The organism is Bacillus manliponensis (assembly GCF_000712595.1).
Lineage (GTDB): Bacteria > Bacillota > Bacilli > Bacillales > Bacillaceae_G > Bacillus_A > Bacillus_A manliponensis.
In genome coordinates this window covers 322394-336408 of sequence record NZ_JOTN01000001.1, presented here as the reverse complement: position 1 = coordinate 336408, position 14015 = coordinate 322394, and the positions used below count along the sequence as shown (strand labels likewise).

Sequence of the window (14015 nt, the reverse complement as noted above, 5' to 3'; positions counted from 1 at the left end):
TGGTATATTACACTTCAAATGAAGTAATAATCTTATTAAGACGATGTGCTTATATAAAAGCTTATAGCAGACAAAGAAAAGACATCAGACCTATCTGTTTATAGAAGGTTGCTGTCTTTTGGAAATGAAGAATAAAAGAGCAGGTCATCATATGAGTTGAAATCTTTTTCAGTATTCCTAAGTCTATTTCTATAAATAAGGAATCATATGAAACCGGTTTTCCATAGTATAAAAATAAAAAATGTAGTGTGAAAAGAAGGTTTGTAAAATATTGTTAGTGTAAAGTGGTATTTTAAATTGAAAGCTCTTTTTTAGGAAGAAATGAGCGAGATCATTTCTTCCGTTAAAGATTATATAATTAAATGTAGTTTATTTCAATAAAATAGAATTAATTTATTTAAATATTAAAAAGACTGACACTTTTTCGAATGTTATGAAAAAATGTCAGTCTTTTATTATTATAATGCTGTTAAAATAATTGGTTCACCTTTTGTAACCACAATTGTATGTTCACACTGTGCAACAAGGCTCTTATCCGGAGTAACAAATGTCCAGCCATCACCTAGTTCTACAATATGGTCTGCTTTCATCGATACGAATGGCTCAACTGCTAACACAAGTCCTTCTTTTAAAAGGGCGCTATCCATTGGATCGAAGTAGTTTAAAATGTGATTTGGTGCTTCGTGCAAACTAAGTCCAATACCATGGCCTGTTAAGTTTTGAATTACTGTGTAGCCGTTTTGGCGTGCATCATTTGCAACAGCGCGGCCAATTTGGTTTTGTTTTGCGCCAGCTCTTACTTTTTTCATTGCTGCCCAAAACGCGCTTTCAGCAGCTGCACAAAGCTTTTCTTTCTCTTCATCTTGACCGATTACAAATGAAATACCTGTATCTGCATAGTAGCCATCAAGTGCTGCAGATACGTCAACGTTTACTAAGTCGCCTTCTTGTAATGTACGTTCACCTGGAATACCGTGTGCGACTTCTTCATTTACGCTAATGCAAGTTGTACCTGGAAATTTATATTCCTTTTCAGGTGCAGAAACCGCACCGTGCTCATCTAATACTTTTTTACCAATTAAATCTAGCTCTTTCGTTGTCATGCCTGCTTTTGCTTGCTTCTTCATTTCTTCACGTGCAAGCGCAACGATGCGGCCGATTTTTCGTAAGCCTTCTAAATCTTGTTCGTTACGAATGATCATAAACAACCACTGTCCTTCCTCGAATAAACATCTCTCATGATTGTAACATGTTTATTTTCCTCCTGCTACTGAATGGAGAAGTGTGAAGGTAGTATATGACGTTTGTCATATGTATATTATTACTTAAATTACTGTTTTTGGAATTCTCCTCTTCGTAAAATGAAATTAACGATGGAGGTGGAGAGATGGAACATATTATTGAAGTGAATGGTGTGTCAAAAGTATTTAAAGATAAAAAAGCAGTCAATGATGTTTCCTTTTCTGTGAAGAAGGGAGAAATTATAGCACTTCTCGGTCCAAATGGTGCCGGAAAAACAACGATGATTTCGATGATGCTTGGATTGCAGAAACCTTCGGAAGGAAAAGTTTTAATATGTGGGAATGATCCAACACATAAAGATGTTCGCAATAAAATTGGTGGGATGCTTCAAGAAGTGAGCGTAATCGATAGCGTTTCTGTTGAAGAGGTAATCGATTTGTTTTGTAGTTATTATCAAAATCCGATGAAAAAAGAGACGTTACTTCAGTTAGCAAATTTACAAAAAGAAAGAAAAAAGCGTTGTGAAACGTTATCGGGTGGGCAAAAAAGACGTTTGAACTTTGCGCTTGCGCTTGCAGGAAATCCAGATGTAATCTTTTTAGACGAGCCGACCGTGGGTATGGACATTGCGTCGAGAAAATCATTTTGGGATACGATGCGGAATTTAACGAATGAAGGGAAAACAATTATTTTAACAACGCATTATTTAGAGGAAGCAGATGCGCTTGCGGACCGCATTTTATTATTAGCAAATGGAAGGGTAATTGCTGATCGTACGCCAAATGAGATGAAATCAACTATTTTACAAAAGAAGATTTCGTTTGAATTGAAAGAAGAAGTGCCGCTAACTATGCTCCGTAGTCTACCTTATGTAACAGATGTGTATCGAGAAAAGCAGCGTTTTATGTTAATGACAGATGATGCAGATATGACTTTACGAGAAATTTTCATTAAAAATGTGCCTGTTATGGAGATTGAAGTAGAACGCGGTGGATTAGATGAAGCATTCCAGCAGTTTGTTGAAAAAGAGGAGGAGAAGGCTGTATGAGGGCATTTTTAATGCAAAGTAAAATTGAAGTATTACGTACGTTTCGTAATAAATTTTTTATTCTTTTCTCTTTACTCATGCCCGTTATTTTTTATTATATTTTTACAAATGTAGTGAGTGTGCCAGATAACGACGCAGCGTGGAAAGCTCACTATTTAATTTCTATGACGACTTTTAGTATTGTTGCAACGGCATTATTTAGTTTTGGAGTAGGATTATCACAAGAAAGAGGGCAAGGTTGGACGAAACTAATCAAAATTACACCACTCTCTGAAGGGGCATACTTAGGAGCGAAAATTGTTGCACAAACCATTGTAAACTTCTTTTCTATTGTCATAATTTTCGTAGCTGGTATTTTGATCAATGATATTGAGCTAACTCTCTCTCAATGGTTAGGTGCTGGTTTATGGTTATTAATTGGTGTCACACCATTTTTAGCGCTTGGCACCATTATTAGTTCCATTCGAAAGGTAGATGCGGCAACAGGCCTGGCTAACATTTTAAATATGTGCTTAGCGCTTGTAGGGGGACTTTGGATGCCAATTCAAGTATTGCCAAGTACGTTAAGAAGTATTGGAGAATGGACACCAACATATCATTTTGGTAGCGGTGCATGGGATATTGTAGCTGGGAAATCAATATCTTGGGAAAATATTGCTGTGTTAGCAGGATACTTTGTCATCTTCGTCGTAATTTCTGTTTATATACGAAAAAGACAGGAAGCGGTATAAGTGATAGAAGAGAGGGAATTTGAGATTTTTCCGAGACACATGGGTTTCTTTCCATATATGTGGCTCGTATATTTAACACTTCCAATTGCGACATTACTTCAGCAATCGGGATGGGAATTATACGTAGGTGGCGGTATGATGCTTTTGTTTATCGTAGCATATCGCCAGCTTTATTTTGTAAGTAAAACATTTGTCATGTGGGCTTGTATTCAAATTGCGACTACATTTTTCTATGCTTTTTTTTATGAGCCGCATCATATTTTTATGGGGTTTTTTACAGCGTATGCAATTGGATTTGCACCAACAAAGAAGTCATTTCGCCTTTTAGTATCATTACTCGTAACGATGCTCGTTCTTGTTTTTCTGTTACGAGGTGATGATATATCCTTCTTAAATGTAGCACCGATGCTTGTCCTTATGTTAGTTTCACCTTTTGGAATGCGCAATTTCTATGAAAAAAAAGAATTGCAAGTGCAGTTAATGGAAGCGAATAAACATATTGAGACTCTTGTAAAACGTGAAGAAAGAGAAAGGATTGCAAGAGACTTGCATGATACGTTAGGCCATACTCTATCTCTTATTACATTAAAGGGTGAACTTGTTGAAAAGCTTACGGTGAAAAATCCGGAGCGTGCGCGGATGGAGGCAAAGGAAATTTCACAAACAGCAAGAACGGCCTTAAAACAGCTGCGAGAATTAATTTCTGATATGCGTATGATTACAATTGAAGAAGAAATAGAGCATGCGCAAAATATTTTAAGAGCTGCCGACATATTGTTACACGTGGAACAATATGCAAAGGTAGATGCTTTATCAAAACTTGAACAAAATATCGTTGGGATGTGCTTACGTGAAGTCGTAACAAATGTTGTAAAGCATAGTAAAGCGAAAGAATGCCAAATCCATTTATGTGAAAAGGAAGGATATATTGTTTTACGTGTAAAAGATAATGGAATCGGTATGAAAACAAGTGGAGATGGAAATGGCATTTTAGGGATGAAAGAAAGGTTAGTGCTCATTGATGGCATGTTAGCAATAGAGAGTGTGCAGGAAGGAACAACAGTTACGATACAAATACCGGTTGTGATAAGGGCAAGGAAGGTTGAGGAGACGGTATGATTCAAATCATAATAGCAGAAGATCAACGAATGTTGCGCGGGGCATTAGCAGCTCTTCTTGATTTAGAAGATGATATAGAAGTTGTTGGGCAAGCTGCAAATGGGGAAGAGGCGCTTAAGTTAATTGAAAAGCTTCAGCCGCATGTAGCGATTATGGATATTGAAATGCCGATGCAAACGGGGTTAGATGTAGCTGAAGTTATTCAAGAAAGAGGATTAGCATGTAAGGTGATGATAGTAACGACTTTTGCTAGACCTGGATACTTTGAGAGAGCGATGAAAGCAAATGTGCACGGTTATTTGTTAAAAGATAGTCCGAGCGAAGATTTAGCTGCTTCTATTCGAAAAGTGATAGAAGGAAAACGTGAAATTTCTCCAGAGCTCATGTATGGACTTTGGCAAGAGCAAAATCCGTTAACGGAGCGTGAAAAAGAGGTATTACTGCTTGCCCGAGAAGGGAAGACAACAAATGAAATTGCAAGCGAGCTATACCTTTCAGCGGGGACCGTACGCAATTATATTTCTGATGTATTAATGAAATTACAAGCAAAAAATCGAATTGAAGCAATTACGATTGCTGAAGAAAAAGGTTGGATATGAAGAGCCGCTCTATGTAGAGCGGCTTTGTTAATTCGTTTGAAGTCGTACATTTACTTTTAATAAATTCCACACTTCTTCTGGATAAATAGGCTTACTAATTAAAAATCCTTGAATTTGATCGCAATGTTGGTTATGTAGAAATAGTCTTTGTTCATCTGTTTCTACGCCTTCTGCGATGACTGTAAGCTGTAAGTTTTTCGCTAATGTAATAATAGAAGAAGTAATAGCTTCTTCCAATGGACTGTTTTCGATTTCATGAATAAATTCTCGTGCGATTTTTAGTGTATGTATTGGATATTTCGTTAAATAAGAAAGAGAGCTATATCCTGTTCCAAAGTCATCAATTGAAATTTTAATACCAAGCGTTTGGAGCTCTTGAAGTCGTTGAATAACCGTTTCTTCTTTATTGATGGCAATGCTTTCGGTAATTTCTAAGTTTAATGTTTCTGGTGATAAAGCTGTTTCTTTTAAAACTTGCTTAATTGTTGGAAGTAAGTTTACATGATTAAACTGAGCTGGTGATAAGTTGACAGCTACTGTTAAATGAGTAAAACCTTCGTCATGCCATTCTTTTGCTTGCTTGCAAGCTGTACGAAGAACCCATTCACCAAGCTTAATAATAAATCCTGTTTCCTCCGCGATAGGAATAAATTGAGCTGGCGGAACAACGCCGAGCTTTGGATGTTTCCAACGAACAAGTGCTTCAAATCCGATAATCTCGTTTGAAGTCGTACTTACTTGTGGCTGATATTGTAAGTAAAACTCGTCTTGCTTTAATGCTTTAGAAAGCTCGCTTTCTAAAAAGTACCCTTCAGTTTCAAGTATGCTCATTTCTTCTGAGAAAAGGACGACTTTGTTTTTTCCAGTTGCTTTTGCATGGTACATAGCAATATCAGCATTTTTCATTAATTCAGTTGGATCCGTTCCATCAAATGGATATGATGAAATGCCGATACTTGGTGTAATATGTAGCTCATGCTGCTTAATATAAATTGGTTTATTAAGTTCTTGTAATAAACACGCGCCAATAAGAGAGGCGGCATTTTCTTTATGCATATCCGATAAAAAGATTGTGAACTCGTCTCCACCTTGTCGTGCAACAACATCATTACCACGTAAACACCGTTTTAATCGGTTTGCAACTTCAACTAACAATAAATCTCCAATATCGTGACCAAGGCGATCATTTACTTTTTTAAAGCGGTCCAAGTCGATAAATAAGACGGACACATTTGTTTTTTGTTTATTCGCGCGTTGCAGTGCAACGAGTAGATCTTCTTCAAATTTTCTTCGGTTTGGAAGACCTGTGAGTGCATCATGAAACGCCATATGTTCAATTTGTTGTTGCTTTTGTTGTAACTCTGTAATATCGCGAGCAATTCCAAACATCCCAATAACCTTTTTTTTAACTGTTGTTGGAATTAACGTAATATGTAAGTGATGGTATGTATCTTTTTTTGTATAGGTGCGTACTTCAAATGTTTGAGACATCCCTTTTTTCGCTCGGAACATCGCGGCTTTGGCGATATGACAATCTTCATCTACAATAAAATCTTTAAAAGAATGTCCGATAAATTCATTGTAATAAGAAGCAAATAATTCTGTACAAGCTCCGTTTGCACGTTGGAAATTTCCATTCATATCAAGTGAAAATACAGCGTCTGGATGTTCTTTAAATAATGATTTATATTGTTGTTCACTTTTTGCTAGTGCTTGAATGCCTTCTTTCACTTTGACTTCTAGTTGCTCATTTAACCCTTGATATGTATATAATAAATCTTTATGTTCTTTCCACATAAGAGCTTGTCTACATAATAATAGTCCTAGTGAAATGCCTAATCCTATTAATATATTTTGATGCTCTTTCATATCCGAAACTACAAAGGATAAAATTGCGAGTATGCACAAATAAGGAAGGAATGCACGAGGGCCATCCAATCGAGCGTACAATTTCCTTTTTTGCACATGAACTGCTGTTTTCTCCTCATACAACAAGCTAGCAAATCCAATCAGTAATAAAGATACTGTATGAATAAAATAAGTAAACTCTGGAGAAATGATAGATCCACGGGCTTCTTTAAAGGTATGTATATAACCATATATAAGGATTATAAAAAATCCTAGTGCTAATGCTCTCCCACTTGCAATGTGCTTGTGACCCATTTTGTACAAACTGATAACAGCATATACAAAGAGAGATTGTGCAATAAAATAAAATGTCCCTAGCCACATTTCTAAGGATAGGCTTTTGATACTTGGAACATTTAGCACAATATTAAACATGAAATAAAACGTTGTAAAAGTGATAAAAACACTATCAAATAAAAATTGCAAAAATGTTGTTATGGAATGTCTATTAATAAATTCATATGTAAACGCAATAAATAGTAAACCATATTGTAATAGAAAAAAAGGTACTGCATCAAAAGAAAAGATTTCTTGTTCATAAATAGATGAAGCTTTTAAAAACAACCTAATTTCCATTAAACACCCGGATATGCATGTGCATAAAATAAGTGACCAAAAAATTTTTATATGCCCTGTACTAGATCGAATCCTTTTGAAAATCCAGTAAGCTGAAAGTGCGGATGCAAAGTAAAAAAGAAATAGAGTTCCCCATTCTTGTATAAGAGTATGAGAGGGGACTGCTAAAATCCATATAAGAAAGAATAGGCTATAAGTTGTAATGAACATGATATGTTTTGTTATTTGTTGCATATCATCCCCCCTAATTCCATGAAATTATCCCGCTATTTGCGGGCTGTAAGACTTCCACCTCAAAACTTAGAGGATTTAGAGAAGTTTAGGTGGGAGATTAACATCCCGTAAAAGCCCGATTGGTCAGGCTGACAATCAGTGGGGGATAGAGCCCCACTGATTGAAGTTTCACTTTATCCATAATATAAATAATAACACATAACAATTATAGGAAAATCTTTTAATTTTAATATTCTATTACACAGGAACTTTTTCTTTTTACGCCTCTTATCGAAGAAATCTCTTCTACTAATTGGAAAAGGGCTAAATCTTTCTTTTTACTTTCAATCATAACATCGAAGTCTCGCCCGAGTTCTTTAGCAGTAGATAAAAAAGGTCGAATAAACGAAAGATCTATATAATCTGAGTGAGCACGGAATTCTTTAGGCGACCTTGGTGATGAAATATGAACTTTTGGCAGTGCATTTGTGTGATCCCACGTATCAAAAATAGAAGGTAGTAATAATTCGAGCGATTCTTCGCAAAGATTGGCAACGTGATGGTGATAGTCGAAAACGAAAGGGATCTGTTCTTTTTGACAAACAGATAACGTTTCCGATGTTGTATATGTTTTATCATCATTTTCGAGTGTCATTTGTTTTTTGATATGGTTAGGAAGTTTCTTTATATTTTCATGAAAGCGAAGTAGAGCTTTTTCTTTATTGCCATATGCACCACCAACATGAATGTTAATATAGGAAGAATTAGCGAGCCCCATTGCATGTAATACATTGTAATGATAAGTCATATCGTGTACAGCATTGTTTGTAATATGTGGTTTATCGCTCGTAAATAGAGTGAATTGATTTGGGTGGAAACTGATACGTAACTGATGTTTTTTAATTAGCTGTCCTATTTCTTTCCATGTTTCTTTAAAGAGATTTAAGTAGTCAAAGTCGACCTCTGGATGTGTTGCGAGTGGAACAATCGAGGAAGAGAGACGATATAATGGGATTTCATGAGCGATATTATAATGTAAAATTCGCAATGTATGTAATAAATTTTGTTTTGTTATCTCGTATAACTTTTCTTTTCGTTCTTGTTTTTCAAGTGCTTTCCACCTTGTAAAAGTCATTGTTTTTGATGGAGAGCAGTCCCACAGCGCAAGTGCGTGTGAGACGTAGCCAAATCGTATTTTCATTTGTATCAAACCTTTCCTTGCTTTATCCCGCATTAACAGCCCGTAAAAGCCCGATTGGTCGGGCTGACACTCAGTGGAGGATGGAGAAAACTCCCACTGAGTGAAGTTTCACTTTATAAAAAATATGAAAAGACAGTGCCAATCCATTCTTTCATTTTACTTAAAAGTGTTTTCGGTGAAACATCTTGAAGTGAAAGCAGTATGGAAGCTTCTATGTCTTGTTGAATGGCTGCTTTTACTTGTTCTAAAAAGGAGGAATCGTATATGATGCAGTTGATTTCATGGTTGATATATAAACTTCTCATATCAAAATTTGCTGTACCAATATCACAAATTTGATCATCTATCATAATGAGCTTAGCGTGAAAAAAACCGTTTTGAAATTCATAAATGTTGCAGCCAGCTGCAATTAAATTGCGACAGTATGGAAGTTTTGCTTCCCGTACAAATGGATGATCTGCTTTTTTAGGGACAAGGATCGTAATTTGTACACCCCGTTTCATTGCAGTTTGAAGAGCATGTAATACTTTTTTTCCTGGAATAAAATAGGGTGTACCGATATATAATTTTTTTTCTGCTTTTTGGATTAAGTGTAAAAACGTTTCTTCTAAATACACCCCATTTGTTGGGACGAACTGATGAGGAGTAGTTCCTTTTTGTAACGATTTAAAAAAGCGTGCTTCCTGTAGTAATTTTTCTTTCGTATCACCTTGCCAATCGTGTAAAAATTGGTTTTGTAAATCAAGAACGCCTTCTCCTGTTATTCGTAGGTGATAGTCCCGCCACGGCCCAAGGTTTGGATCGTGCCCTAAATATTCTTCTCCGATATTAAATCCTCCTAAGTAACCAATTTCTCCATCGATGATTGTAATTTTCCGGTGGTTCCTTTGATTGGCAGAGAAGAAAAGGAAGGGTGGACGGATTTTATGACTAAAAGAAAACGCGATGCCATGCTCTCGTAATTGTGTAATCGTTTCTTTTGATACATAATGACTTCCAAGACGATCAAGTAATAAACGTACTTCAATTCCTTCTTTCGCTTTTTTCATAAGAAGATTTAAAAAGGTATGACTCACTTCATCATTTTTTACGATAAAAAATAAAATATGTATATGTTCTTTTGCATGTGCAATATCAAAAAATAAGTTATCGTATAATGTTTGACCGGATGTATATAGCTGAAAGTTACTATGGCGAAGTGGAAACGACAGTGGCTTTAACTTCTGAATATATAACTTTCTACCGTATGTAAAATCAAATACGAGCCATAGCAAAAGAAATATAAAAAAGAGAGATAAAAAGATCATCGTCAAATTACCTCCATACTTTTCAGTTTGGTTATGTTTTTATAGGTTGAGCAAAAGGGAGGGAAGACATTCTTATTTTTTGTGGAAAAGGAAATTCTGAAGTGATATAGAACACTATGTAAAGATTGGGGGGATTTGAGTGGAGAATGATTTTACGAGTTATGCAAGTTTAGACTTAGTTGAGCACTTTGATTTCGTTACAATTGATTTACAGCGTAAATTTTTCGTTGTACATATTGTAGAAGTGAAGACGGATAAAATTTTGTTGAAAGTTTTTATAAATTATGATGAAGATGATGTGAGAATAGAGGGAGATACGGCGCATTATGAAACGATGGACATCGCATGTTTGATTGAAAGTTTAAAAGTCACAGCAAAGCTCTGTATTGAAAATGATTTATGTAATGATGAGGAATTAGAAACTTTTTTACGTTCTTGAAAGTGGATAGGCCATATATACATGAGAATCCCATCTACATGCTGTTATGCAAAAGATGGTTTTTTTTCTGAAAAATATATTGTTATATAACAAAAAACTGTTGACTGAATGCTCACTCATAATATAATGAGATTAGGGGAAATAAATTCAGAAAATTATTTATTTTTGAATCTTCGAAAAGAGAGGGTACTACAAAGAGAGGGGCTGGAGAAATGAACACCTTATTAATTATCAATTGGTTGGCGTCAATTGCTGTTATTGGGTATGCGGTCTATTTGTTCGTTTATCTCATACGGACGAGGATGGCCTACATACAATTAGGTAAGAAAGTAGAGTTTGATCGCCGCTTTAAAGAAAGATGGGATCTTCTGAAAGTGAACGTCTTCGGACAGAAGAAGCTCATGAAAGATAAGAAGAGCGGTATCATACACGTTATGTTCTTTTACGGATTTATTCTCGTCCAACTTGGAGCAATTGACTTCATTTGGAAAGGTTTAGCACCAGGATCACATCTTCCACTTGGACCACTATACCCTGCATTTACATTCTTCCAAGAGATCGTCACACTCACGATTTTAATCGCAGTTCTTTGGGCTTTTCATAGAAGATATGTTGAGAAGCTTGTTCGCTTAAAGCGTAATTTCAAATCAGGTCTTGTTTTAATTTTTATCGGGGGCTTAATGCTGTCTGTTTTACTTGGTAACGGTATGAGTCTTATTTGGTACGGCCATGGTGGCGAATTTGCATGGAGTGAACCGGTTGCTTCTGTAATCGCTTACGTTTTCTCTAATATAAGTGAGACAGCTGCGATTGCTGTATTCTACTTTGCTTGGTGGATTCACTTATTATTCTTATTAACGTTTTTAGTTTATGTACCACAATCAAAACATGCTCATTTAATTGCTGGGCCAGCGAACGTATACTTTAGTCGCTTAACAAACCCAGGAAAACTAGAAAAAATTGATTTTGAAGATGAAACACAAGAAACATTTGGTGTTGGGAAAATTGAAGATTTTAGACAAACGCAGCTTATTGATTTATATGCGTGCGTAGAGTGCGGTCGCTGTACAAATATGTGTCCGGCAACAGGAACAGGTAAGATGTTATCGCCGATGGACTTAATTTTAAAACTTCGCGATCATTTAACAGATAAAGGTGCAGCCGTAACTTCGAAGGCACCTTGGGTTCCGACTGTTGCCTTTAACAATACAAAAGGAAATCAATTAGCGATGATGGCTTCAGGGCAAGGGCATCAAGAATCTGCAAGTGCACTTGCATACAACCCAAGCTTAATTGGTGAAGTCATTACAGAAGAAGAAATTTGGGCTTGTACAACGTGTCGTAACTGTGAAGACCAATGTCCGGTTATGAACGAGCACGTTGATAAAATTATTGACTTGCGTCGCTACCTTGTTTTAACAGAAGGGAAAATGGACGCGGAAGCGCAGCGTGCCATGACAAACATTGAGCGTCAAGGTAACCCTTGGGGACTAAATCGTAAAGAGCGCGAAACATGGCGTCAAGGTGACGATGAAGTAACTGTTCCAACGGTAAAAGAGAAATCAAAAGCTGGCGAAGAATTCGAGTACTTATTCTGGGTTGGTTCAATGGGATCTTACGATAGCCGTAGCCAAAAGATCGCGATTTCCTTTGCGAAGCTGATGAATCAAGCTGGCATTTCCTTTGCGATTCTTGGAAACAAAGAAAAGAACTCAGGAGATACGCCGCGCCGCCTTGGAAATGAATTTGTATTCCAAGAAATGGCGACGAAAAACATTGAAGAGTTTGAAAAAGCAGGTGTGAAGAAAATCGTTACGATTGATCCACATGCTTATAATACGTTTAAAAATGAATACCCAGACTTTGGTTTGCAAGCTGAAGTTTATCATCATACAGAATTGTTAGCGGAGTGGGTAGAAGAAGGACGCTTAGAGCCTGTTCACCGCGTTGACGAAACGATTACGTACCATGATTCTTGTTATTTAGGCCGCTATAACGAAGTATACGAAGCACCTCGTAATATTTTAAAAGCAATCCCAGGTGTAACAGTTGTAGAAATGGCTCGTAACCGTGAGACAGGTATGTGCTGCGGTGCCGGCGGCGGTTTGATGTGGATGGAAGAAACTGCAGGATCTCGTATTAACGTTGCCCGCACAGAGCAAGCCCTTGCGGTGAAACCAACAGTCATTGGTACTGGTTGTCCGTACTGCTTAACGATGATTAGTGACGGCACGAAGGCGAAAGAAGTAGAAGAGCAAGTGCAAACACTCGATGTAACAGAGATTTTAGAACGCTCTGTTATCGGACCGAAAAAAGAAGCAATGTAACGAAGAGTTTATACAACTTTAGAGAGAGGGGGGATTCCCCCTCTCATACAACAGCTGCACCGAGCGAGCGTTCAATCAGCGCCGCAAAACTTTAAAAAATTGGGGGTATTTGTTTTGGCAAGAACAGTGATTTTAAGTGCTGCAAGAACACCAGTTGGAAAGTTTGGAGGAGCATTAAAGGATGTAAAAGCAACGGAACTTGGAGGAATTGTAATTAAAGCGGCGCTAGAGCGTGCAAACGTTCAGCCGAGTGATATTGAAGAAGTTGTATTTGGAACGGTTATTCAAGGAGGTCAGGGTCAAATTCCTTCTCGTCAAGCGGCAAGGGCGGCTGGCATTCCGTGGGAAACACATACGGAAACAGTGAATAAAGTATGTGCATCTGGTCTACGTGCTGTTACATTAGCAGATCAAATGATTCGCGTCGGTGATCAGTCATTAATTGTAGCTGGTGGCATGGAATCGATGAGTAACAGTCCGTATATTTTACGCGGCGCGCGCTGGGGATATCGAATGGGAAATAATGAAGTAATCGATTTAAATGTTGCGGACGGTTTAACTTGTGCGTTCTCTGGCATTCATATGGGAGTTTATGGCGGAGATGTAGCGAAGGAAGATGGAATTTCCCGCGAGGCACAAGATGAGTGGGCGTATCGTAGTCATATGCGTGCAACTACTGCACGTAAAGAAGGACGCTTTGAGGAAGAAATTGTCCCTGTACAAGTGCCGCAGCGAAAAGGTGATCCAATTATTGTAAAAGATGATGAGGCTCCTCGTGAAGATACGACGGTAGAAAAGCTAGCAAAGTTAAAGCCTGTATTTGATAAAGAAGCAACAGTTACAGCTGGGAATGCGCCAGGACTGAACGATGGCGGTGCTGCGCTTGTATTAATGAGCGAAGAGAGAGCGAAGGAAGAAGGAAGGAAGCCAATCGCGACCATTTTGGCGCATACGGCAATTGCAGTAGAATCGAAAGATTTTCCAAGAACCCCAGGATATGTAATTAACGAACTATTAAAGAAAACAGGGAAAAAAGTAGAAGATATCGACCTATTTGAGATTAATGAAGCGTTTTCTGCAGTGGCTATTGCAAGTGCAAACATTGCAGGGATTGATCCGGAGAAGATTAATGTGAACGGCGGGGCAGTTGCGATGGGACACCCAATCGGAGCGAGCGGGGCTCGTATTATCGTAACGTTAATTCATGCGTTAAAGCAGCGCGGCGGTGGCATTGGTATCGCTTCGATTTGTAGCGGCGGCGGTCAAGGCGATGCAATTATGATTGAAGTTCATTAATAAAAAGGG

At 37.5% G+C, this 14015-nt stretch carries 10 protein-coding genes and 1 pseudogene; 7 read left to right on the top strand and 4 right to left on the bottom strand.

What is annotated here, in order from left to right; genetic code table 11:
- Positions 1-458: 458 nt before the first annotated feature.
- On the bottom strand, positions 459-1202 hold the full coding sequence (gene map / locus BAMA_RS01515) for a type I methionyl aminopeptidase (RefSeq protein ID WP_034635609.1): 744 nt from the start codon (positions 1200-1202) through the stop codon (positions 459-461).
- Positions 1203-1387: 185 nt separating this feature from the next.
- On the opposite strand from map, the gene BAMA_RS01510 reads away from it, so the two are divergent.
- From BAMA_RS01510 to BAMA_RS01495, 4 genes are read left to right on the top strand one after another with little or no spacing between them, the layout of a single operon-like run.
- Positions 1388-2290, top strand: coding sequence for an ABC transporter ATP-binding protein (locus BAMA_RS01510; protein ID WP_034635463.1), 903 nt, complete (start codon positions 1388-1390; stop codon positions 2288-2290).
- Entirely contained in the window at positions 2287-3021 is a 735-nt protein-coding gene (locus BAMA_RS01505) for an ABC transporter permease (RefSeq protein ID WP_034635461.1), read from the top strand. The genes BAMA_RS01510 and BAMA_RS01505 overlap by 4 nt, the downstream gene beginning before the upstream one ends.
- A complete protein-coding gene (locus tag BAMA_RS01500) occupies positions 3022-4140 on the top strand; it encodes a sensor histidine kinase (RefSeq protein ID WP_034635458.1) in 1119 nt (372 codons plus the stop codon).
- Positions 4137-4739 carry a response regulator transcription factor gene (locus tag BAMA_RS01495; RefSeq protein ID WP_034635455.1) on the top strand — a complete coding sequence of 201 codons (603 nt, stop codon included), beginning with the start codon at positions 4137-4139 and terminating at the stop codon, positions 4737-4739. Before BAMA_RS01500 ends, BAMA_RS01495 begins: the two co-directional genes overlap by 4 nt.
- Positions 4740-4766: 27 nt before the next feature.
- Here BAMA_RS01495 and BAMA_RS01490 read toward each other — a convergent pair whose 3' ends face one another.
- The 3 genes from BAMA_RS01490 to cls all read right to left on the bottom strand — a co-directional run bounded on the left by BAMA_RS01490 (position 4767) and on the right by cls (position 9944).
- The gene (locus tag BAMA_RS01490) at positions 4767-7457 is read right to left on the bottom strand and encodes a DUF4084 domain-containing protein (RefSeq protein ID WP_034635453.1); all 2691 of its coding nucleotides are present in this window, start codon (positions 7455-7457) and stop codon (positions 4767-4769) included.
- Positions 7458-7683: 226 nt separating this feature from the next.
- Positions 7684-8637, bottom strand: coding sequence for a UV DNA damage repair endonuclease UvsE (uvsE, locus tag BAMA_RS01485; RefSeq protein WP_034635450.1), 954 nt, complete (start codon positions 8635-8637; stop codon positions 7684-7686).
- Positions 8638-8750: 113 nt separating this feature from the next.
- The gene (gene cls, locus BAMA_RS01480) at positions 8751-9944 is read right to left on the bottom strand and encodes a cardiolipin synthase (RefSeq protein WP_034635448.1); all 1194 of its coding nucleotides are present in this window, start codon (positions 9942-9944) and stop codon (positions 8751-8753) included.
- Positions 9945-10083: 139 nt separating this feature from the next.
- Here cls and dhp61 point away from each other — a divergent pair, with 139 nt between their 5' ends.
- The 3 genes and pseudogenes from dhp61 to BAMA_RS01465 all read left to right on the top strand — a co-directional run.
- The gene (gene dhp61 / locus BAMA_RS01475; RefSeq protein WP_034635446.1) at positions 10084-10383 is read left to right on the top strand and encodes a protein Dhp61; all 300 of its coding nucleotides are present in this window, start codon (positions 10084-10086) and stop codon (positions 10381-10383) included.
- Positions 10384-10595: 212 nt separating this feature from the next.
- Complete coding sequence (locus BAMA_RS01470; protein ID WP_034635445.1) at positions 10596-12710, top strand: (Fe-S)-binding protein; 2115 nt, start codon at positions 10596-10598, stop codon at positions 12708-12710.
- Positions 12711-12830: 120 nt separating this feature from the next.
- A pseudogene (locus BAMA_RS01465) lies at positions 12831-14006 on the top strand (acetyl-CoA C-acetyltransferase); the annotation flags it as partial.
- Positions 14007-14015 lie beyond the last annotated feature (9 nt).